Here is a 19,897-nt window from a genome sequence, read left to right on the forward strand (position 1 = left end):
CCCCGGCGCCCGCCCCAGGCCCCGGAGCGAGGTGCTCCGGGGCAGCTCACAGTGGTCGTCGGCGTCAGCCAAAGGCTCTCAGCACCGCTTGTCCCGCGCCGGCGGCGCCCCCCGCAGGAGATAGGCGTTGATCGTCCTGTCGATGCACGTGCTCCCCCGCCCGTACGCGGTGTGGCCGTCGCCCTCGTAGGTGAGGAGGCGGGCGGAGGAGAGTTGGCGGGAGAGGGCCTGGGCCCAGCGGTAGGGGGTCGCCGGGTCGCGGGTGGTGCCGACCACGACGATCGGGGCCGCGCCGCTCGCCACGATGCGGTGCGGCTCGCCGGTGGGCGCCACCGGCCAGTACGCGCAGTTCAGGGTGGCCCAGGCGAGGCCCTCACCGAAGACGGGGGACGCCTTCTCGAAGGCGGGGAGGGAGCTGCGGACCTCGTCGGGGGTGGAGAAGGCCGGCGGGAGGTCCAGGCAGTTCACGGCCGCGTTGGCGAACATCAGGTTCGTGTAGCGGCCCTCGGCGTCGCGCTCGTAGTAGCTGTCGGAGAGGACGAGGAGGCCCGCCCCGTCGTTCTCCCGCATCGCCGCGGACAGCGCGTCACGCAGATGCGGCCAGGCGCCCTCGTCGTACATCGCCGCGATCACACCGGTGGTGGCCAGGGATTCGCCGAGCTCACGGCCGTCCGCGTCGCCGGTCGGGATGGGTCGCGCGTCGAGCTTCTTGAAGAAGGCCTTGAGGTTCCTGCCGACGTCGCCCGCCTTATCGCCCAGCGGGCAGTCCCGGTGGCGCACGCAGTCCCGGGCGAACGCCTGGAACGCCGTCTCGAAGCCCGCCGTCTGGTCGAGGTTCAACCGGCGGGCGGGCAGGGACGGGTCCATTCCGCCGTCCAGGACCAGCCGGCCCACCCGGTCCGGGAAGAGCCCGGCATACGTCGCCCCGAGCAGGGTGCCGTACGAGGCGCCCACGTACGCCAGCTTCTCGTCCCCCAGCACCGCGCGCAGGATGTCCATGTCCCGGGCCGCCTCGGTGGTGGAGACATGCCGGAGCAGGCCGGCCGCGTCCGCGCCGCAGCCCTCCGCGAACTTCTTGTACGCGTCGACGAGCCGGCCCGTCTCCTTGGCGTCGTCGGGCGTGAAGTCCGTCTGCGTGTACGCGTCCATCGCCCGGCCGTCGAGGCATTCGACCGGCTCGCTGCGCGCGACGCCGCGCGGGTCGACCGCGACCATGTCGTACTGGGCGCGCACCTCGACCGGGTAGCCGATCCCCGCGTACTGCTGGAGGTAGCCGATCGCCGAGCCGCCGGGGCCGCCCGGGTTCACGAGCAGCGAACCGAGCCGCTTGCCGGGGCCTGTCGCCTTCTTGCGGGCCACCGCGAGCCGGGTGTCCCCGGCGTCCGGCTTCGCGTAGTCGAGCGGCGCCTTCATCGTGGCGCACTGGAAGCCGGGCACTCCGCAGCTGCGCCAGGTCAGCTTCTGCGCGTAGTACGGAGCAAGTGCGTTCGGCGTCGAGCGCGGCAACGCGGCCAGCGCCGCCCCGGCCGCCGGGCTCCCCGACTTCGTCGCCTGGGTCGTCACACCGCCGGAGGTGCAGGCGGAGACGAGCAGCGCGGCGGCGGCGAGGAGGGCACCGACCGTGCCGGTTCGCCGGGCGGCGTTGGAGCGACGGTCGCCCGGGCCCTGATGCCGACGGACACGTAGGCCCTGTCCACGACGGTTGCGAGGTCCCTGCCCGCTGGGACTCGGGGCTGGACCGGCTGGAGAGCTGCGCCTGGTGTACATCAGGCGAGCGTAACTCTGCGCAGCCAATTGGATGCCCTGCGTGCACGCCACGGCTCGTACGTGTTACATGGTCAACCTCCTGTTGATCACCGGTGGAGAAGGGCGACTGGCGCGCTCACGCGCCCGCTCGGTTCAGCCCGCTCTCAGCGCCATGGTCATCGCCTCCACCGCCAGCAGCGGCGCCACATTGCGGTCGAGGGCGTCGCGGCAGGCGGCGATGGCCTCGATCCGGCGCAGGGTGGACTCCGGAGCGCTGTCGCGGGCCAGACGCTCCAGGGCGTCCTCGGCGTCGGTGTTGGCGAGGGCCACGTGGGAGCCCAGCTGGAGGGCGAGGACGTCGCGGTAGAAGGCGGTGAGGTCGGTCAGGGCGAGGTCGAGGCTGTCGCGCTGCGTCCGCGTACGGCGCCGTTTCTGCTTGTCCTCCAGATCCTTCATCACGCCCGCCGTGCCGCGCGGCATCCGACCGCCCTGCGCCGCGCCCAGCGCCGCCTTCAGCTCCTCGGTCTCCTTGGCGTCGATCTCCTCGGCGAGCTGCTTGGCGTCCTCGGCCGCGGCGTCGACGAGTTCCTGGGCGGCCTTCAGGCAGCCGCCGATGTCGCCGAGCCTCAGGGGCAGCTTGAGGACGGCGGCCCGGCGCTCGCGGGCGGCGGGGTCGGTGGCCAGGCGGCGGGCACGGTCGACATGACCCTGGGTGGCGCGGGCCGCGGCGGCGGCGACATCGGGCTCGATGCCTTCGCGCCGTACGAGCATGTCGGCGACGGCGTCGACCGAGGGCGTGCTCAGGTTCAGGTGGCGGCAGCGGGAGCGGATGGTCGGCAGGACGTCCTCGAGGGAGGGGGCGCAGAGCAGCCAGACCGTGCGGGGGGCGGGCTCCTCGACGGCCTTCAGGACGGCGTTGGCCGACTTCTCGTTCAGCCGCTCGGCGTCCTCGACGAGGATGATCTGCCAGCGGCCGTTCGCCGGCGAGGTGAACGACTTGCGGACCGTGTCGCGCATGTCGTCGGCGAGGATCTGGGTGCCGACCGCGGCCACGGTGGTGACGTCGGCGTGCGTGCCCACGAGCGCCGTATGGCACCCGTCACAGAACCCGCATCCGGGGGCGCCGCCCAGCGCCCGGTCAGGGCTGACGCACTGAAGTGCCGCGGCGAAGGCCCTCGCCGTCTGGTTCCGTCCCGCGCCGGGCGGGCCGGTGAACAGCCAGGCGTGGGTCATCTTGGACGCCTCGGGAGGCGGCGCGTCGGCGGCTGCGGCGGTGACGAGGGCATCGGCGTCCCGAGCGGCGGCATCCAGCTGCTCGCTCACCCTCGCCTGCCCCACCAGGTCGTCCCACACGCTCATGGGTCCCGCCGCCCTTCGTTCACATTTCGCGGTGCGGGATCCATTGTGCGGGGCGGCACTGACAACGGGTGCCGGAGCGGGCCACGGGTGCTGCGGTGCCGGTACGGGCACAGGTGCCGGAGCGGGTGCTGGGGTACCGGTGCGGACACGGGTGTCGGCAGGCACGGGCGCAGGAGCGGGCACGGACGCCGGACCAGGCAGGGGCGCCCGATCAGGCACGAGTGCCGGACCAGGCACGGACGCCGGAGCAGGCACGGACGCCGGAGCAGGTCACAGGCGCCCGAGCAGGCAGAGCCGACGAGCGGCCCTGCCGACCCGGGCGTCAACGCCGTCGGCCCCGCCCCCGGCCCCCGTCCTCGTCGTACTCATCCTCGTGCGGACCCAGCAGCTCGTCGGCCAGCGTCGGCAGATCGTCCAGCGGCGTCTCCTCGGCCCAGTCGGACCGGGCCCTGCGCCGCGGCGTCCCCGTCTCGTCGACCTGGGGCATCTCGCGCGTACGTTCCTCGCGGGCCTCATCGCGGAAGTACCCCGGCGGAACCTGATCCGCCCGCTCCTCCCCCGACACGGAAGGCAGCACCGCCGTCTCGTCGGCCGCCTCCGGAGCGACCGGCGGGAGCACAGCGGTCTCGTCGGCGGCACCGGGCACGACCGGCGGCAGCACGGCCGTCTCGTCCGCCGCCCCCGGCACCGGCGGCTGCGGCAGCTTCGTCGTCACCTCGGATTCGGACTCCCCGGCGGCCCGGCCACCGCGAGCAGGGCTGTCGGAAGAGCGCTCACCGCCCGTCTCCCGCCGCTCCTCGTCGCGTACGGGCCGCAGCACCGTCGTCTCGTCCGACGTCCCGCCCGGCGCACTCCCCGGTGTCACCACCGGCGTGGGAACCGTCACCGCGTCACCAAGGGCAGCCCCGGGCGTCTGCGGCCTCGGGCCCGCCTGGGCCTGCGCGGCCGCCTGCTCGGCGAGCCGTCGTGCCTCCTCGGCGCGCAGCAGGGCCTCCTCGGCCTTGCGCTGCTTCTCCAGGCGGAGCGCCTCCGCCTCGGCGCGCAGTCGGGCCTCCTCCTCGGCCTGCTTGCGACGCCGGTCCTCCTCGGCCTTGCGGCGCGCCTCCTCCTCGGCGCGCGCCTTCTCCTCCGCGAGGAGCCGCTGACGCTCCTCCTCGGCACGCCGGGCCGCTTCCTCGGCCCGCTGCCGGGCCTCCTCCGCCTGCCGCTCGGCCTCGCGCCGCTGCGCCTCCTCCAGCTCGCGCCGCTTGCGCTCCTCCTCCTCGGCACGCAGCCGGGCGAGCTGCTCCTGGCGCTCACGCTCCAGGCGCTCCTCCTCGGCCTTGCGGGCGGCCTCTTCCTCGGCCTTGCGGCGGGCCTCCTCCTCGGCCTGGCGGCGCGCTTCCTCCTGGGCCTGGATCTCGGCCTCGGACAGCGGCAGCATCTGGTCGAGCCGGTGCCGGATGACGGTGGTCACGGCCTCGGGCTCCTGGCCCGCGTCCACCACCAGGTAACGGCCGGGGTCGGCGGCGGCCAGCGTCAGGAAGCCGGAGCGCACGCGCGCGTGGAACTCCGCCGGCTCCGACTCCAGCCGGTCCGGCGCCTCCGTGAACCGCTCTCGGGCGATCTCCGGCGAGACGTCCAGCAGCACGGTCAGGTGGGGTGCCAGTCCGTTCGTCGCCCAGCGGTTGATCCGGGCGATCTCCGTCGGGGACAGGTCGCGGCCCGCCCCCTGGTAGGCGACCGAGGAGTCGACGTAGCGGTCCGAGATGACGACCGCGCCGCGCTCCAGCGCGGGCCGGACCACGGTGTCGACGTGCTCCGCGCGGTCGGCCGCGTACAGCAGTGCCTCCGCGCGGTGCGACAGGCCCGCGCTCGACACGTCCAGCAGGATCGACCGCAGCCGCTTGCCGACCGGCGTCGCGCCGGGCTCGCGGGTGACGACGACCTCGTGGCCCTTGCCCCGGATCCACTCGGCGAGCGCCTCGGCCTGGGTCGACTTCCCGGCGCCGTCGCCGCCTTCCAGGGCGATGAAGAACCCGGAGGTCGCGGGCACCTGCTCGGGGTCGTCCCCGCCGAGCACCGCGTCCCGCAGGTCCTGGCGCAGCGGCACGCCGGAGCGGTCGTCGACCTTGGCCAGCACCAGCGCGGCCACCGGCAGCAGCAGGGCCCCGGCCAGCATCAGCGTGAACGCCGCGCCGCCGTGCGCGAAGACGAACTTGCCGCTCTCCAGCCGGTGCGGCCCGATCAGCGCGGCCACCAGCGGCGCGATCACCGCGCCGAGCGCCACGCACACGCGTACGACCGCGTGGAGGTGCTCCGTGGTGCGCGGGCGCCGGAATTCCTCGGCCTCCTGGTCGAGCAGGGTGTGCCCGGTGTTGGCGGCCATGCCCGCGCCGATCCCGGCCAGGGCGATGATCAGCAGCACGGTGGTGACGTCCGGGACGAGTCCCGCGGCCAGCAGGGCGATGCCGGTGAAGGCGATGGCCAGGGCCAGCAGCCGACGCCGCGACAGGGAGGGCAGCACGGACGGGGCCGTACGGATGCCGACGACCACGCCTCCGGTCAGGGCGAGCACCAGCAGGCCGTACAACACCGGGCCGCCGCCCAGGTCCTTGGCGTGCAGCACGGCCACGGCGACACCGGCGGAGACGGCCCCCGCGACGGCCGCACACGCGGTCACCAGCAGCGGGATCGCACCGGTACGGCCCTTGTCGACGCCCGAGCCGGTCTTGGGCCGGCGCAGTCCCTCGAGCGGCGACCGCGCGCGCGGGGTGCGCGTGTCGGGCAGCTCCAGGAAGGTCAGCACGGACAGGGAGGCGGCGAACAGACCGGCCGCGACATAGGACGCCAGGGCCGCCTGGTGCTGGTCGAACCAGTCGAGGCCGGTGCCGAGCAGGTTGTTGAGCAGCGCGGCGGCGACGAGCGCGGCGGCGGCCAGGGGGATCGCCACGAAGCCCGTACGCAGCGACAGGCGGCGCAGGGCGTCCATGTGGTCCGGCAGCGGTCGTACCGTCGCGCCCTCCGGCGGCGGGGGCGGCAGCAGCGCGGGCGCCGCGCTCTCCCGGCACACCGTCCAGAAGCGCTCGGCCACACCGGCGACGAAGCCGGTGACCAGCAGGACGGCCAGCGCGTTGTCCGGTGTCCAGTCGATCCACAGGGGCGCGACGATCAGCAGGGCCGCCCGCACACCGTCTGCGCCGACCATGGTCCAGCGCCGGTCGAGCGGGCCTTCCTGGGAGGTGAGCGATGTCAGCGGGCCGAGGAGTACGGCACCGAAGAGCAGCGTCGCGAGGATGCGGACCCCGAAGACGGTCGCCACTGCGAATGCCACGCCTCGGTACCCACCGCCGAACGACCCTTCGGTGATCGCCGCCTGCAGGGCCAGCAGGACCAGCACCAGAAGGGCGAGGATGTCGCCGACACCCCCCACCAACTGCGCGCTCCACAGCCGCTTGAGCTGCGGTCGGCGCAGTAGGGCGCGGACGGCGCGCTCGCGGGAGTCCGCGACCAGGGCGTCGTCGGGGGCGGGGTGGTGGGCCGTTGGCTGCTCGGCTCGCGTCATGCTTTCAGCCTATCGGGACGCACTGACAGCCCGGCGCGCACGCCCGAACGTACGCGCGCCTCGACACCAAACTGATGCCGAGGCGTTCGTTTTGCGAACCGAAAGTGAAGAACCGGGCCCTCAACCGGACGCCGAAAGAGCCCGGTTGGAGCTCAAGTCGACCGATCGGCCCCGTGCGGGAAGACGCGAAGACGCACGGGGGCCGGCGCGAACCGGACGGCTCAGTCCTCGCTCGCCGACTTCGAAGCCGCCGTCTTCTTCGCGGTGGTCTTCTTCGCCGTCGTCTTCTTCGCGGCCGTCGTCGTCTTCGCCGCGGTCTTCTTGGCGGCCGTCTTCTTGGCCGGGGCGGCCTTCTTGGCGGTCGTCTTCTTCGCGGCGGCCTTCTTCGCCGTCTTCTTGGCGGGCCCCTTCGCCCGCTTCTCGGCGAGCAGCTCGAAGCCGCGCTCGGGGGTGATCGTCTCGACGCTGTCGCCGGAGCGCAGGGTCGCGTTGGTCTCCCCGTCGGTCACGTACGGCCCGAAGCGGCCGTCCTTGACGACGACCGGCTTCTCGCTGACCGGGTCGGTGCCCAGCTCCTTCAGCGGCGGCTTGGCGGCCGCGCGACCGCGCTGCTTGGGCTGGGCGTAGATCGCCTGCGCCTCCTCCAGCGTGATCGTGAAGAGCTGCTCCTCAGTCTGGAGCGAGCGCGAGTCCGTGCCCTTCTTCAGGTACGGGCCGTAGCGGCCGTTCTGCGCGGTGATCTCCACGCCCTCCGCGTCCGTGCCGACGACGCGGGGCAGCGACATCAGCTTGAGCGCGTCCTCAAGGGTCACGGTGTCGAGCGACATCGACTTGAACAGCGAGGCCGTGCGCGGCTTGACCGCGTTCTTGCCGGTCTTCGGGGTGCCCTCGGGGAGCACCTCGGTGACGTACGGGCCGTAGCGGCCGTCCTTGGCGACGATCGCGTGGCCGGTCTGCGGGTCGGTGCCCAGCTCGAAGTCGCCGCTCGGCTTGGCCAGCAGTTCCTCGGCGAGCTCGACGGACAGCTCGTCCGGCGCGAGGTCCTCCGGGATGTCGGCGCGCTGGTGCTGCTCGGTGTCCTTCTCGCCGCGCTCGATGTACGGGCCGTAGCGGCCGACCCGCAGCACGATGTCGCTGCCCACAGGGAACGACGACACCTCGCGCGCGTCGATCGCGCCCAGGTCGGTCACCAGCTCCTTGAGGCCACCGAGGTGGTCCCCGTCGCCGTTGCCGGCGTCGGCCGCGCCGCCCTCACCTGTGCCCTCGCCGAAGTAGAACCGCTTCAGCCACGGCACGGACTGGGCCTCGCCTCGGGCGATGCGGTCGAGGTCGTCCTCCATCTTGGCGGTGAAGTCGTAGTCGACGAGCCGCCCGAAGTGCTTCTCCAGGAGGTTGACCACGGCGAAGGACAGGAAGGACGGGACGAGCGCCGTGCCCTTCTTGAAGACGTAGCCACGGTCGAGGATCGTGCCGATGATCGACGCGTACGTCGACGGGCGGCCGATCTCGCGCTCTTCCAGCTCCTTGACCAGCGAGGCCTCGGTGTAGCGGGCCGGGGGCTTGGTGGCGTGCCCGTCGACCGTGATCTCCTCGGCGGAGAGTCGGTCGCCCTCGCTGACCTGGGGCAGCCGGCGCTCGCGGTCGTCCAGCTCGGCGTTCGGGTCGTCGGCGCCCTCGACGTAGGCCTTCAGGAAGCCGTGGAAGGTGATCGTCTTGCCGGAGGCGCTGAACTCGACGTCCCGGCCGTCGGCCGCCGTGCCGCCGATCTTGACGGTGACCGAGTTACCGGTCGCGTCCTTCATCTGGGAGGCGACGGTCCGCTTCCAGATCAGCTCGTAGAGCTTGAACTGGTCGCCGGTCAGCCCGGTCTCGGCAGGGGTGCGGAAGCGGTCGCCGGAGGGGCGGATCGCCTCGTGCGCCTCCTGCGCGTTCTTGACCTTCCCGGCGTAGGTGCGCGGGGCGGACGGCAGGTAGTCGGCGCCGTACAGCTGCGTGACCTGCGCACGGGCCGCGGCGACGGCGGTGTCGCTCAGCGTCGTGGAGTCCGTACGCATATAGGTGATGTAGCCGTTCTCGTACAGCTTCTGCGCGACCTGCATGGTGGCCTTCGCGCCGAAGCCGAGCTTGCGGCTGGCCTCCTGCTGCATCGTCGTCGTACGGAACGGGGCGTACGGCGAGCGGCGGTAGGGCTTGGACTCGACGGACCGGACGGCGAACTGCGTCTGCTCCAGGGCGGCGGCCAGCGCGCGGGCGTTGGCCTCGTCGAGGTGGAGGGTGTTCGCGCTCTTGAGTTGTCCCAGGGAGTCGAAGTCGCGGCCCTGCGCGACCCGCCTGCCGTCGACGGTCTGCAGGCGGGCGACCAGCGACGACGGGTCCGACGAGTCCCCCGCGCGGCCGGTCGCGAAGGTGCCCGTCAGGTCCCAGTACTCAGCAGAACGAAACGCGATGCGCTCGCGTTCCCGCTCCACGACGAGACGTGTGGCGACGGACTGGACGCGGCCGGCCGACAGGCGCGGCATGACCTTCTTCCACAGGACCGGCGAGACCTCGTAGCCGTAGAGGCGGTCGAGGATGCGGCGGGTCTCCTGGGCGTCGACGAGCTTCTGGTTGAGCTGGCGCGGGTTGGCCACGGCGGCCTGGATCGCGGCCTTGGTGATCTCGTGGAAGACCATCCGCTTGACCGGGACCTTGGGCTTGAGCACCTCCTGGAGGTGCCAGGCGATGGCCTCGCCCTCGCGGTCCTCATCGGTGGCGAGGTAGAGCTCGTCGGAGTCCTTCAGCAGGTCCTTGAGCTTCTTGACCTGGGCCCTCTTGTCGGCGTTGACGACATAGATCGGCTCGAAGTCGTGCTCGACGTCGACGCCGAGGCGGCGGACCTCGCCGGTGTACTTCTCGGGCACCTCCGCGGCGCCGTTGGGAAGGTCGCGGATGTGCCCGACGCTCGCTTCGACTACGTAGCCGGGGCCCAGGTAGCCCTTGATCGTCTTCGCCTTGGCAGGCGACTCGACGATGACGAGTCGGCGGCCGCCCTGTGCGGTCTCGCTGGTCGGGGACAACTTCGCTCTTCTCTCCGGTCGACGCTTGGGCCTTCCCAGGGCCAAACGGCTCCGGGGAGATGCAGGTGCGGTCCCGCGCCCGCCGCGGCGGCTGTGTTCACAGCCGGTGCGTGCTCTCGGTGCCGGATGAAGACTCTCGTAGCGGAGCTACCAGGGCCTTCGGCCGGTGCGGCGAGAGTGCGTGCCGGGCGGCGCGAGGTCGTGCCTGCACCTCCCCGAGGTCGCTTGGGCCCGGGGTCGGGTGGTGGTGACGCTGCGGAGTGTGACGGTACATCCCGCCCCGTTGTCAAACGGGAAAAGCCCGCAACGGCCACTCGAACGGTAACCCGACTTCCGCCATTCCTGCCGCCCGGAGTGCCCACCGGCCTTTTCGAGCCTTTCCGGAAGAGGCCCTCCCAAATATCGGCCGCGCAGCTCGCGGGCGGTTCTCAGAGTCTGGTGAGGCACCATGTTCCGAGGATCAGAGCGATCACCGAGACAAGGCCCGCGACCGTCGCCGATGCGACGGGACTCACACCCTGGGCGACGGGCAGGCCCTGTCGGACCCGCACCGCGGTCCACGTCAGCAGCGCGCCTCCGAACAGGGCGAACACGACCCCGGCGAAGATCGCCGGTCCACTCTCCATGGTTCCGCTTGCCCCTTTTCTCCGGTCCGCGAGCGCCCAGCCCGGCGAGGCTGTCACGCGCGGGCGGCGCACAGGCGAACCTCGGGTGAACGGGGGACCGACACGAGGTCGACGCGGGACCGACGCGGCTGTGGACCGCGCTGGCCCTGAGGTCCCAGCGGCCACGTCAGCCACACCGGGCCCGGCGCCCTCATGGACCTCGGTAGCCGAACCGCTCCACACCCGCTGCCGGAGATCGTCTGAATTCGTCGCTTCTCGGCTCGGCGATGTGACTCGGACCTCTTCTTGTGGCTTTTCCTTCCGCCGGACCCGCGATCCCTCAGAGACGGAACCCCGGCAAGATCACCGTGCCGGTTCGATGAATCCCTGCTCCACCAGGAGCCGAATCTGCGCGGGCGTACGGTCGCGCAGCAACACCGGATCCTCGCCCATCAGCTGGGCAATCGCGTCCAGAATGCGGCCCGCGCTCAGCGAGCCGTCGCAGACGCCCGCGAAGCCCGCGCCGACCGTGTCCACCTGGGCGGCCCGGCGCATACCGCGGTGCTGGCGCAGCACCACGTGCTCCGGGTCCTCGGCGCCGGGCAGCCCGACCTGCTCCTGCACGACCTCGCCGACGAGCCTGAAGTGGTCCTCCAGCAGGGCCGCGTCATCGCGGGCGCGCAGATAGTCGAGCCGGGCGAAGTGCGCCAGGACCGTGTCACCGAGCGGCTGCTCGACCGGGTGCGGCCACTCCTCCACCGTGATCGAGGGCACGGCGGCCGCTGCCTTGCGCAGGGTGATCCATCCGAAGCCCACGGCCTTGACCTTGCGCGCCTCGAACTCGTCCAGCCACGCGTCGTACCGCGCCTGGTACTCGGCCGCATCACCGCGGTGGTCACCGGCGTCGCGAAGCCACAACTCGGCGTACTGCGTGATGTCCTGGACCTCGCGCTGCACGATCCACGCGTCGCAGCCACGCGGTACCCATGACCGGAGCCTGTCCTGCCAGTCCTCCCCTTCCACGTGCTGCCAGTTGGCGAGGAACTGCGCGAACCCGCCCTCGTTCAGCCGCTCCCCCGCCCCTTGAACGATCGAGCGGCACAGATCGTCCCCGCCCATCCCGCCGTCGCGATACGTCAGCCGTGCGCCCGGCGAGATGACGAAGGGCGGGTTGGACACGATCAGGTCGTACGTCTCGCCGTTCCTGAGCGGTTCGAACAGCGAGCCCTCCCGCAGATCCGCGGCCGGAGCGCCGGACAGCGCGAGGGTGAGGGCGGTGATGTGCAGGGCGCGCGGGTTGAGGTCGGTCGCCGTCACGCGCGTGGCGTGCTGCGCCGCGTGCAGCGCCTGGATGCCGGAACCGGTGCCGAGGTCGAGGGCGGCGGAGACGGGCGTACGGACGGTGATGCCGGCGAGGGTCGTGGAGGCGCCGCCGACGCCGAGGACGACTCCCTCGTCCTTGCTGCCGATGCCGCCCGCTCCGCCGACCGCGCATCCGAGGTCGGACACGATGAACCAGTCCTCGCCGTCGGGCCCGCCGTACGGCCGTACGTCCACGGTCGCGGCGACGTCGTCGGAGTCGAGGCCGGCCCGGACCAGCCACCCGCTCTCCAGGCAGGCGTCGAGGGGCAGAACGGCCGCCACGCGCGCGTGCGGCACGGGTTGCTGCAACAGGAAGAGGCGTACGAGCGCCTCCAGCGGGGTGTCGCCCCGGGTCGCCCGGAGCGCGGGCACGGTCTCGCTGCGGGCGAGCGCCGCGTACGCGGGCGCACCGAGCAGTTCGAGCAACCCGTCCGCGGTGAAGGAGGCCGCTAGCAGGGCCTCCCGCAGCCGGGCGGCGACATCGGGACGGTCGGAGGCGGGCAGGGCAGACAGGCTGGAGTCACTCACGCCCTCATTGTGACCCGCGCCCGCCCCGAAGGCGGGTCAGCTGTCGGTGGCCGACGTGGACGCGGAGGCGGCCGCCTTCTTGCAGCCCTCCTGCTTGAGCAGCGCCTGCTTGGTGTCGCCGCTCGATTCGAGCTTCTTCAGGGCGTCCAGCGCGCTCTTGCGCTGGCTCACCACGTCCTTCATCTCCTTGCCGACCTCGCTCAACCCGGAGGCGAACTTCGCCTGGTCCTTGGTGTTGAGCCCGTCCATCTGCTTCTTCAGGTCGGCGTAGCTCGCGGACAGCGCGGTGAGCTTCTTGATGGCGTCCTGCTGCTGCTTGGCGCCGTCCTCGGCCCCCGGAGGCGCCCCGGCGCTGTCGAGGAGGGTCGCGCGGGCCTTGAAGCCTTCGGCGAGGTCCTGGAAAGCCTGGGCGTCGACCTTCTGGAGCTCCGCGGGCGGGCTGTCCTTGGCGGCCTTGGTGATCGCCGCGTCGGCCGCCGCGATCTTCGCGTTCTGTGTCGGCGCCGTGTCACAGATCTGCTTGGCCCAGGCGTCCAGCTCCGGGTTGCCCTCGTCGCCCGTGCATCCCGTCAGCGCCAGCACCAGCACCGCACCGCCGGACAGTGCGGCCGTGAGCTTCTTGTTCACCGGTTCGGTCCCTTCCGTGGCTCTCGGCCAACGGACCTTACACGCCGTACGGAAGACAGCCATGCGCCGAATGCAGCATTGGTGACGTTATAAGACTCTTTACACCATGTGAGAGAAGGGTCACGGCTGGGGCGTGAACACGCACAAGGCGGGCGGGCGGCACGTCAACGCGCGCCGCCCGCCCGCCTCTTGAGCTGGGCCGTCGTAAGACCGCCTACGAAACCACCGCGGGATCGGCCGGTTTGGCGACCCTCTCGGCGTTGCCTTCGTCACCCATGGCGATGCCTCGCCGCTTGGAGACGTAGACCGCGCCGACGATCACGACGAGCGAGACGACGGCGATCAGGACCCGTACGCCGACGTTCTTGTCCTCGCCGTAGCTGAACTGGATGACCGCGGGCGCGATGAGCAGCGCGACCAGGTTCATCACCTTCAGCAGTGGGTTGATCGCCGGTCCTGCGGTGTCCTTGAAGGGGTCGCCGACCGTGTCGCCGATCACCGTCGCGGCGTGGGCCTCGCTGCCCTTGCCGCCGTGGTGGCCGTCCTCGACGAGCTTCTTGGCGTTGTCCCAGGCGCCACCGGAGTTGGCGAGGAACACCGCCATGAGGGTGCCCGTGCCGATCGCACCCGCCAGGAACGCGCCGAGGGCGCCCACCCCCAGCGTGAACCCGATGCAGATGGGCGCCATCACGGCGAGCAGACCGGGCGTGGCGAGTTCGCGCAAGGCGTCCCTGGTGCAGATGTCGACGACCTTGCCGTACTCCGGCTTCTCCGTGTAGTCCATGATCCCGGGCCGCTCACGGAACTGCCGCCGTACCTCGTAGACCACGGCGCCCGCCGACCGCGACACGGCGTTGATGGCGAGCCCCGAGAAGAGGAAGACGACCGCGGCGCCCGCGACCAGACCGACGAGGTTGTTGGGCTGCGAGATGTCCATCATCAGGTTCATCGGCGCGCCCTCGCCGCTGAGTTTCTCGCCCACGTCCCGCGCGCCGGTGGTGATGGCGTCGCGGTACGACCCGAAGAGCGCCGCCGCCGCGAGGACGGCGGTGGCGATGGCGATGCCCTTGGTGATGGCCTTGGTGGTGTTGCCGACCGCGTCCAGGTTGGTGAGCACCTGGGCGCCGGCGCCTTCGACGTCGCCGGACATCTCGGCGATGCCCTGCGCGTTGTCGGAGACCGGCCCGAAGGTGTCCATGGCGACGATCACGCCGACCGTGGTGAGCAGGCCGGTGCCGGCCAGCGCCACCGCGAACAGCGCCAGCATGATCGACGTACCGCCGAGCAGGAACGCCCCGTACACGCCGAGCCCGATCAGCAGGGCGGTGTAGACGGCCGATTCGAGACCGACCGAGATACCGGCGAGTACGACGGTGGCGGGGCCGGTGAGCGAGGTCTTGCCGATGTCCAGCACCGGGCGCCGGTTGGTCTCGGTGAAGTAGCCGGTCAGCTGCTGGATGACGGCGGCCAGCAGGATGCCGATCGCCACGGCGACGAGCGCGAGGATCCGCGGGTCGCCGTCCTTGGCCGCGATGGCGGCGTCGGTGATGCCCTCCAGGTCGGCGTACGACGACGGCAGATAGACGAACACGGCGATGGCGACGAGCACGATGGAGATCACCGCGGAGATGAAGAACCCGCGGTTGATCGCGGTCATGCCGCTGCGGTCAGTCCGGCGCGGAGCCACCGCGAAGATGCCGATCATCGCGGTGATCACGCCGATCGCGGGCACGATCAGCGGGAAGGCGAGTCCGGAGTCACCGAACGCCGCCGATCCGAGGATCAGGGCGGCGACCAGGGTCACGGCGTACGACTCGAAGAGGTCGGCAGCCATGCCCGCGCAGTCGCCGACGTTGTCGCCCACGTTGTCGGCGATGGTCGCGGCATTGCGCGGATCGTCCTCCGGAATGCCCTGCTCGACCTTTCCGACCAGGTCGGCGCCGACGTCGGCGGCCTTGGTGAAGATGCCGCCGCCGACACGCATGAACATCGCGATCAGCGCGGCACCGAGACCGAATCCTTCGAGCACCTTCGGCGCGTCGGCCGCGTACACCAGCACCACACAGGAGGCGCCCAGCAGACCGAGCCCCACCGTGAACATGCCGACGACGCCGCCCGTGCGGAAAGCGATCTTCATGGCTTTGTGCGAGACGGCGGTGAGATCCTTTTCCGGTTCACCCTCCGCCGGGGTCGCTTCCCGTGCGGCCGCGGCGACCCGCACATTGCTGCGCACGGCTAGCCACATGCCGATATAGCCGGTGGCGGCCGAGAACGCGGCGCCGATCAAGAAGAACACCGATCGGCCGATGCGCTGATTCCAGTCGTCCGCGGGCAGCAGCATGAGCAGGAAGAACACGACGACGGCGAATACGCCGAGCGTGCGCAACTGCCGGGCCAGATAGGCGTTGGCGCCTTCCTGGACCGCGGACGCGATCTTCTTCATGCTGTCGGTGCCCTCGCCCGCCGCGAGCACCTGGCGCACCAGGACACCGGCGACCACGAGCGCTGCCAGTGCGACAACGCCGATGACCGTGATGATGATCCGGTTGTCGTCGGTGAGCACCGCGGCCGCGAGGGTTGTGGGGTGGTCGAGCTGATGAGGGGTAGAAAGCCCCGCCATTCGTCCTCCTTGACGCTTGGGCTGAGCTCAAGATGTGGACGGATTCTAGGTACCGGAACCTGATCAAAACAGAGCGCGGCAAACGGAATTAGCCTTCACATGCCGTTCAGCAAATGATCGACATCCCGCCACTGAACCCGAAAGTGCTAATGCCTCAAAACCATTGACGCTCGCATTTACTTGATCAAATTATCGGCGGATCGATCGTGAATTCCTTCACGAATTCCTCGACGGTGATGACGCAAACGCGAAGGGGCCCTGCTGAGCAGGGCCCCTTCGCGTCTAGCTTGAGCGGGTTCGGCGGTTCGTCAGGCGAGCACCGCGGCCGGCGGTGTGGTCGGCCAGGTCATACGGATCAACCCGCCGTGCTCCCCCGCGGAGACCTCCACGTCGTCGACGAGGCCGCTGATGACCGCGAGGCCCATCTCGTCCTCCTCGGCCTCCACTTCGGCGTCGCCGCCCGCGGCGTCACCGGCCCGGTCACCGGGAACGGAGCGCGGCGCCTCGTCGCCGACCTCGATGGAGAACTGTTTCTCCTCCTCGATCAGCGCCACCTTCACCGGCGCCGTGATGCCGACGCTCTGATGCAGTCCGACGGCACGGGTGCAGGCCTCGCCGACGGCGAGCCTGACCTCGTCCAGGACGGCCTCGTCCACTCCGGCCCTGCGCGCCACCGCTGCCGCCACCAGACGGGCGGTCCTGACGTGCTCGGGCAGCGCGCTGAAGCGGAGTTCAACGGTGGCCATGCATCCCCCTCCGAACTACGGGCGTGCTGTCCGGGGGACCGGGCTGCCGAAAGCCCGGTCCCCCGTCTCCTTCAACTTCTGCCGCCCCGGCCCCGCCCCGCGGCGGGCCCGGGTCCGGTGGTCAGTCGGTCGCCGCCACCGCTTCCTCGACCGAGGTGTGGATCGGGAACACCTTGGTGAGGCCGGTGATACGGAAGATCTTGAGAATGCGCTCCTGGTTGCAGACCAGGCGCAGGGAGCCCTCATGGGCACGCACACGCTTCAGGCCGCCGACCAGCACGCCGAGCCCGGTGGAGTCGAGGAAGTCCACGCCCTCCATGTCGACGACGAGGTGGAAACTCCCGTCGTTCACCAGCTCGACCAGCTGCTCGCGCAGCTTGGGCGCGGTATATACGTCGATTTCGCCACCGACCTCGACGACCGTACGATCGCCGACGGTACGGGTCGACAGGGACAGGTCCACGGATCCTCCAGCACCTTGCTAATCGAGCGGTCGTCCCTCGGGACACCTCGGCTTACAGCCCCCAGGACGGTTCGCCAGCCGCGATGGCATTCAATCACTTACCGGCAGGCGTGCACGACGCCTTGGTCCCATTGTCCGTCACGCCAGTGACACACTCGGTGCCGATGGCCAAGAATCACCGATCCGATCGATCCCCGACGGGCCCCGTTTCCCGGGTGGACCCGGGCACGGTGCTGGGCCGACTCGCCTCGGGTCCGAGCCGAGCTGCGCGCATCACTCATACGGAGCATGTGCCCCCGCGGGCGGGTCGCCATGCCGTCTGGCCGGACCGGATCCGGGCGGAGGTCATCGCCGCGGTGCAGACCGCGGGAATCGAACATCCCTGGGCCCACCAGGCACGCGCCGCCGAGCACGCCCTGGACGGCGACTCGGTGGTCGTCGCCACGGGCACCGCCTCCGGCAAGTCGCTGGCCTACCTCGTGCCGGTCCTCTCGACGCTCCTGGAGGGCTCCGAGGCGCCGAACGGCCGCGGCGCCACCGCCCTCTACCTGGCCCCGACCAAGGCCCTTGCGGCGGACCAGTGCCGTTCGGTGAAGGAACTTTCACATCCCCTGGGCAATTCCGTACGCCCGGCCGTGTACGACGGCGATACTCCGTTCGAGGAACGCGAGTGGATCCGCCAGTACGCCAATTACGTCCTGACCAACCCCGACATGCTGCACCGGGGCATACTCCCCTCCCACCCCCGCTGGTCCTCCTTCCTGAAGGCGCTGAAGTACGTCGTCATCGACGAATGCCACACCTACCGCGGCGTCTTCGGCTCCCATGTCGCCCAGGTGCTGCGCCGTCTGCGCCGCCTCTGCGCCCGCTACGGCGCCTCTCCCGTCTTCCTGCTGGCCTCCGCGACCTCCGCCGAGCCCGCGGTGGCCGCCCGCCGTCTCACCGGCCTGCCGGTCGTGGAGGTCGCCGACGACGCCTCCCCGCGCGGCGAACTGGTCTTCGCCCTGTGGGAGCCCCCGCTCACCGAGCTCCAGGGCGAGAAGGGCGCACCCGTCCGGCGTACGGCCACCGCCGAGACGGCCGACCTGCTGACCGACCTCGCCGTCCAGGGCATCCGCTCGGTCGCCTTCGTACGCTCCCGGCGTGGCGCCGAGCTGATCTCGGTCATCGCCCAGGAACGCCTCGCCGAGGTCGACCGCTCCCTCGCCCGGCGTGTCGCGGCCTACCGCGGCGGCTACCTCCCCGAGGAACGCCGCGCCCTGGAACAGGCCCTCCACTCCGGCGAACTCCTGGGCCTGGCCGCCACCACCGCCCTGGAACTCGGCATCGACGTCTCCGGCCTGGACGCCGTACTGATCGCCGGTTACCCGGGCACCCGCGCGTCCCTGTGGCAGCAGGCGGGCCGCGCCGGCCGCTCCGGGCACGGTGCGCTGGCCGTCCTGGTCGCCCGCGACGACCCGCTGGACACCTACCTCGTCCACCATCCCGAGGCCCTGTTCGACCGTCCGGTGGAATCGACGGTCCTCGACCCCGACAACCCCTACGTCCTCGCCCCGCACCTGTGCGCGGCCGCCGCGGAGATCCCGCTCACCGACGAGGACCTGGACCTCTTCGGCCCCGAGACCGAAGGGCTGCTACCGCAGCTGGAGGCCGCGAAGCTGCTGCGCCGCCGTACGAAGGCCTGGCACTGGACGCGCCGGGAGCGGGCCGCCGACCTGACCGACATCCGCGGCGAGGGCGGCCGTCCCGTCCAGGTCGTCGAGGCCGGGACGGGACGGCTGCTCGGCACGGTCGACGCGGGCGCGGCGCACGGCACGGTGCACGAGGGCGCGGTCCATCTGCACCAGGGCCGCACCTACCTCGTGCGCTCCCTGGACCTGGAGGACTCGGTCGCCCTGGTCGAGGAGGCCGCGCCGCCGTACTCGACGGTGGCCCGGGACACGACGGCCATCTCCGTGCTGGAGACCGACATCGAGATCCCCTGGGGCGACGGCCGCCTTTGCTACGGCTCCGTCGAGGTCACCAACCAGGTGGTCTCCTTCCTGCGGCGCCGGCTGATCACCGGCGAAGTACTGGGCGAGACGAAACTCGACCTCCCTCCTCGTACGCTGCGCACCCGCGCCGTCTGGTGGACGGTCACCGAGGACCAGTTGGACGAGGCCCGGATCAACCCGGAGATCCTCGGCGGCGCCCTGCACGCCGCCGAGCACGCCTCGATCGGCCTGCTGCCCCTCTTCGCCACCTGCGACCGCTGGGACATCGGCGGCGTCTCGATCCCGCTCCACCCCGACACGCTGCTCCCCACGGTCTTCGTCTACGACGGCCACCCCGGCGGCGCGGGCTTCGCCGAACGCGCCTTCCACACCGCCCGCACCTGGCTCACCGCCACCCGTGAGGCCATCGCCTCCTGCGAGTGCGACGCCGGCTGCCCGTCCTGCATCCAGTCCCCCAAGTGCGGCAACGGCAACGATCCGCTGCACAAGCGGGGGGCGGTGCGGTTGCTGACGGTGTTGCTGCGTGGGGCGCCGGAGGAGAACGCGAGGCCCGACCCGGACGGGGAGGAGCCCGTCCAGGAACCCGAGCGGCAGGGGGAGCCGCCAGGGACCGCGCAACCGGTCAGGGGACCGGCATCGAACGGGTCGCCGCCGTTGGGCCGAACGGCGGACTCTCCTTCGGCGGGGCATTCTTCCTTGTAGGGTCGAGCGGCGGACTCCTCTTCAGGAGGGGTCCTTCCCCATAGGGCTGAACGGCGGACTCCCCATTGGCAGGGCATCGTCCCCCATGTGGCCGAGGCGCGGTGGGCCGGTCGGCAGGGTCGGCCCCGCGGGTCCCGCCCGTGCCCTGACCTCCGCTGCGAACGGCCCTCGGCCCGACGCCGCCGTCACGTCCGAGACCTCCCCGACCAACGCGCACCGCACGAGCCGCACGTCCTGCGCCCGAGCCACCCGTTCCGCCCGGTCGCAGGCCGCCGCGCTGCCCTCCGCCCAGTGGTCGGCAGCGGCGAGCGCCGCCATGTCGGCACCGCCGGCCGCGCGGTGCCGGGTCACGACGGCGTGGCCCAGGGCGAGCACGACACCGAAGACGACACAGAGCACGGCGATGGCACCGAGGCTCCAGACCGTGGCGGAACCTCGGTCGGAACGCAGGCCGGCTGCCCGTCGCCCGAGGGCGCGCCGCCAGACCACGGACCGGCCGATGGAACGCCCCGGTGAGGAACCCCCGCTCATGTCCCCTCCCCCAC

General features: G+C 71.4%; 12 protein-coding genes. 1 reads left to right on the forward strand and 11 read right to left on the reverse strand.

The features are described 5' to 3' along the window. Window positions 1-78 precede the first annotated feature (78 nt). The 10 genes from L0P92_RS28955 to bldG form a co-directional block, all read right to left on the reverse strand. Window positions 79-1,767 carry an alpha/beta hydrolase gene (locus L0P92_RS28955; protein WP_234766004.1) on the reverse strand — a complete coding sequence of 563 codons (1,689 nt, stop codon included), beginning with the start codon at window positions 1,765-1,767 and terminating at the stop codon, window positions 79-81. A gap of 132 nt (window positions 1,768-1,899) precedes the next feature. Then, entirely contained in the window at window positions 1,900-3,105 is a 1,206-nt protein-coding gene (locus L0P92_RS28960) for a DNA polymerase III subunit delta' (protein ID WP_234766005.1), read from the reverse strand. Between the two features lie 322 nt (window positions 3,106-3,427). Further along, entirely contained in the window at window positions 3,428-6,649 is a 3,222-nt protein-coding gene (gene tmk / locus L0P92_RS28965; RefSeq protein WP_234766006.1) for a dTMP kinase, read from the reverse strand. A 221-nt stretch (window positions 6,650-6,870) separates the two neighbouring features. Further along, window positions 6,871-9,705 carry a type I DNA topoisomerase gene (gene topA / locus L0P92_RS28970; RefSeq protein ID WP_234766007.1) on the reverse strand — a complete coding sequence of 945 codons (2,835 nt, stop codon included), beginning with the start codon at window positions 9,703-9,705 and terminating at the stop codon, window positions 6,871-6,873. Window positions 9,706-10,133: 428 nt separating this feature from the next. Further along, window positions 10,134-10,331, reverse strand: coding sequence for a hypothetical protein (locus tag L0P92_RS28975; RefSeq protein WP_234766008.1), 198 nt, complete (start codon window positions 10,329-10,331; stop codon window positions 10,134-10,136). Between the two features lie 342 nt (window positions 10,332-10,673). Beyond that, on the reverse strand, window positions 10,674-12,200 hold the full coding sequence (locus tag L0P92_RS28980; protein WP_234766009.1) for a DUF7059 domain-containing protein: 1,527 nt from the start codon (window positions 12,198-12,200) through the stop codon (window positions 10,674-10,676). Window positions 12,201-12,236: 36 nt separating this feature from the next. After that, on the reverse strand, window positions 12,237-12,827 hold the full coding sequence (locus L0P92_RS28985; protein ID WP_234766010.1) for a small secreted protein: 591 nt from the start codon (window positions 12,825-12,827) through the stop codon (window positions 12,237-12,239). A 214-nt stretch (window positions 12,828-13,041) separates the two neighbouring features. Then, the gene (locus L0P92_RS28990; RefSeq protein ID WP_234766011.1) at window positions 13,042-15,447 is read right to left on the reverse strand and encodes a sodium-translocating pyrophosphatase; all 2,406 of its coding nucleotides are present in this window, start codon (window positions 15,445-15,447) and stop codon (window positions 13,042-13,044) included. Between the two features lie 308 nt (window positions 15,448-15,755). Continuing rightward, complete coding sequence (locus tag L0P92_RS28995) at window positions 15,756-16,193, reverse strand: ATP-binding protein (RefSeq protein ID WP_234766012.1); 438 nt, start codon at window positions 16,191-16,193, stop codon at window positions 15,756-15,758. 121 nt (window positions 16,194-16,314) lie between these two features. Continuing rightward, entirely contained in the window at window positions 16,315-16,656 is a 342-nt protein-coding gene (bldG, locus tag L0P92_RS29000) for an anti-sigma factor antagonist BldG (protein ID WP_003975386.1), read from the reverse strand. Window positions 16,657-16,739: 83 nt separating this feature from the next. Here bldG and sftH point away from each other — a divergent pair, with 83 nt between their 5' ends. Next, window positions 16,740-19,352, forward strand: a complete 2,613-nt coding sequence (gene sftH / locus L0P92_RS29005) for a DEAD/DEAH box helicase (RefSeq protein ID WP_234766013.1) — start codon at window positions 16,740-16,742, stop codon at window positions 19,350-19,352. Between the two features lie 21 nt (window positions 19,353-19,373). On the opposite strand, the gene L0P92_RS29010 is transcribed toward sftH, so the two are convergent. Then, window positions 19,374-19,883 (reverse strand): Rv3654c family TadE-like protein, encoded by a 510-nt coding sequence (locus tag L0P92_RS29010; RefSeq protein WP_372497350.1) that lies wholly within the window; start codon window positions 19,881-19,883, stop codon window positions 19,374-19,376. Between the last annotated feature and the right edge of the window lie 14 nt (window positions 19,884-19,897).

Origin of the sequence: Streptomyces muensis (assembly GCF_021474425.1) — a bacterium.
GTDB classification, from domain to species: domain Bacteria; phylum Actinomycetota; class Actinomycetes; order Streptomycetales; family Streptomycetaceae; genus Streptomyces; species Streptomyces muensis.

Bases quoted from the DNA above. Each gene is read 5' to 3' on its own strand.
- L0P92_RS28955 (WP_234766004.1), bottom strand. From the start codon at position 1,767: ATGTACACCAGGCGCAGCTCTCCAGCCGGTCCAGCCCCGAGTCCCAGC.
- L0P92_RS28960 (WP_234766005.1), bottom strand. From the start codon at position 3,105: ATGAGCGTGTGGGACGACCTGGTGGGGCAGGCGAGGGTGAGCGAGCAG.
- tmk (WP_234766006.1), bottom strand. From the start codon at position 6,649: ATGACGCGAGCCGAGCAGCCAACGGCCCACCACCCCGCCCCCGACGAC.
- L0P92_RS28975 (WP_234766008.1), bottom strand. From the start codon at position 10,331: ATGGAGAGTGGACCGGCGATCTTCGCCGGGGTCGTGTTCGCCCTGTTC.
- L0P92_RS28990 (WP_234766011.1), bottom strand. From the start codon at position 15,447: ATGGCGGGGCTTTCTACCCCTCATCAGCTCGACCACCCCACAACCCTC.
- L0P92_RS28995 (WP_234766012.1), bottom strand. From the start codon at position 16,193: ATGGCCACCGTTGAACTCCGCTTCAGCGCGCTGCCCGAGCACGTCAGG.
- sftH (WP_234766013.1), top strand. From the start codon at position 16,740: ATGGCATTCAATCACTTACCGGCAGGCGTGCACGACGCCTTGGTCCCA.
- L0P92_RS29010 (WP_372497350.1), bottom strand. From the start codon at position 19,883: ATGAGCGGGGGTTCCTCACCGGGGCGTTCCATCGGCCGGTCCGTGGTC.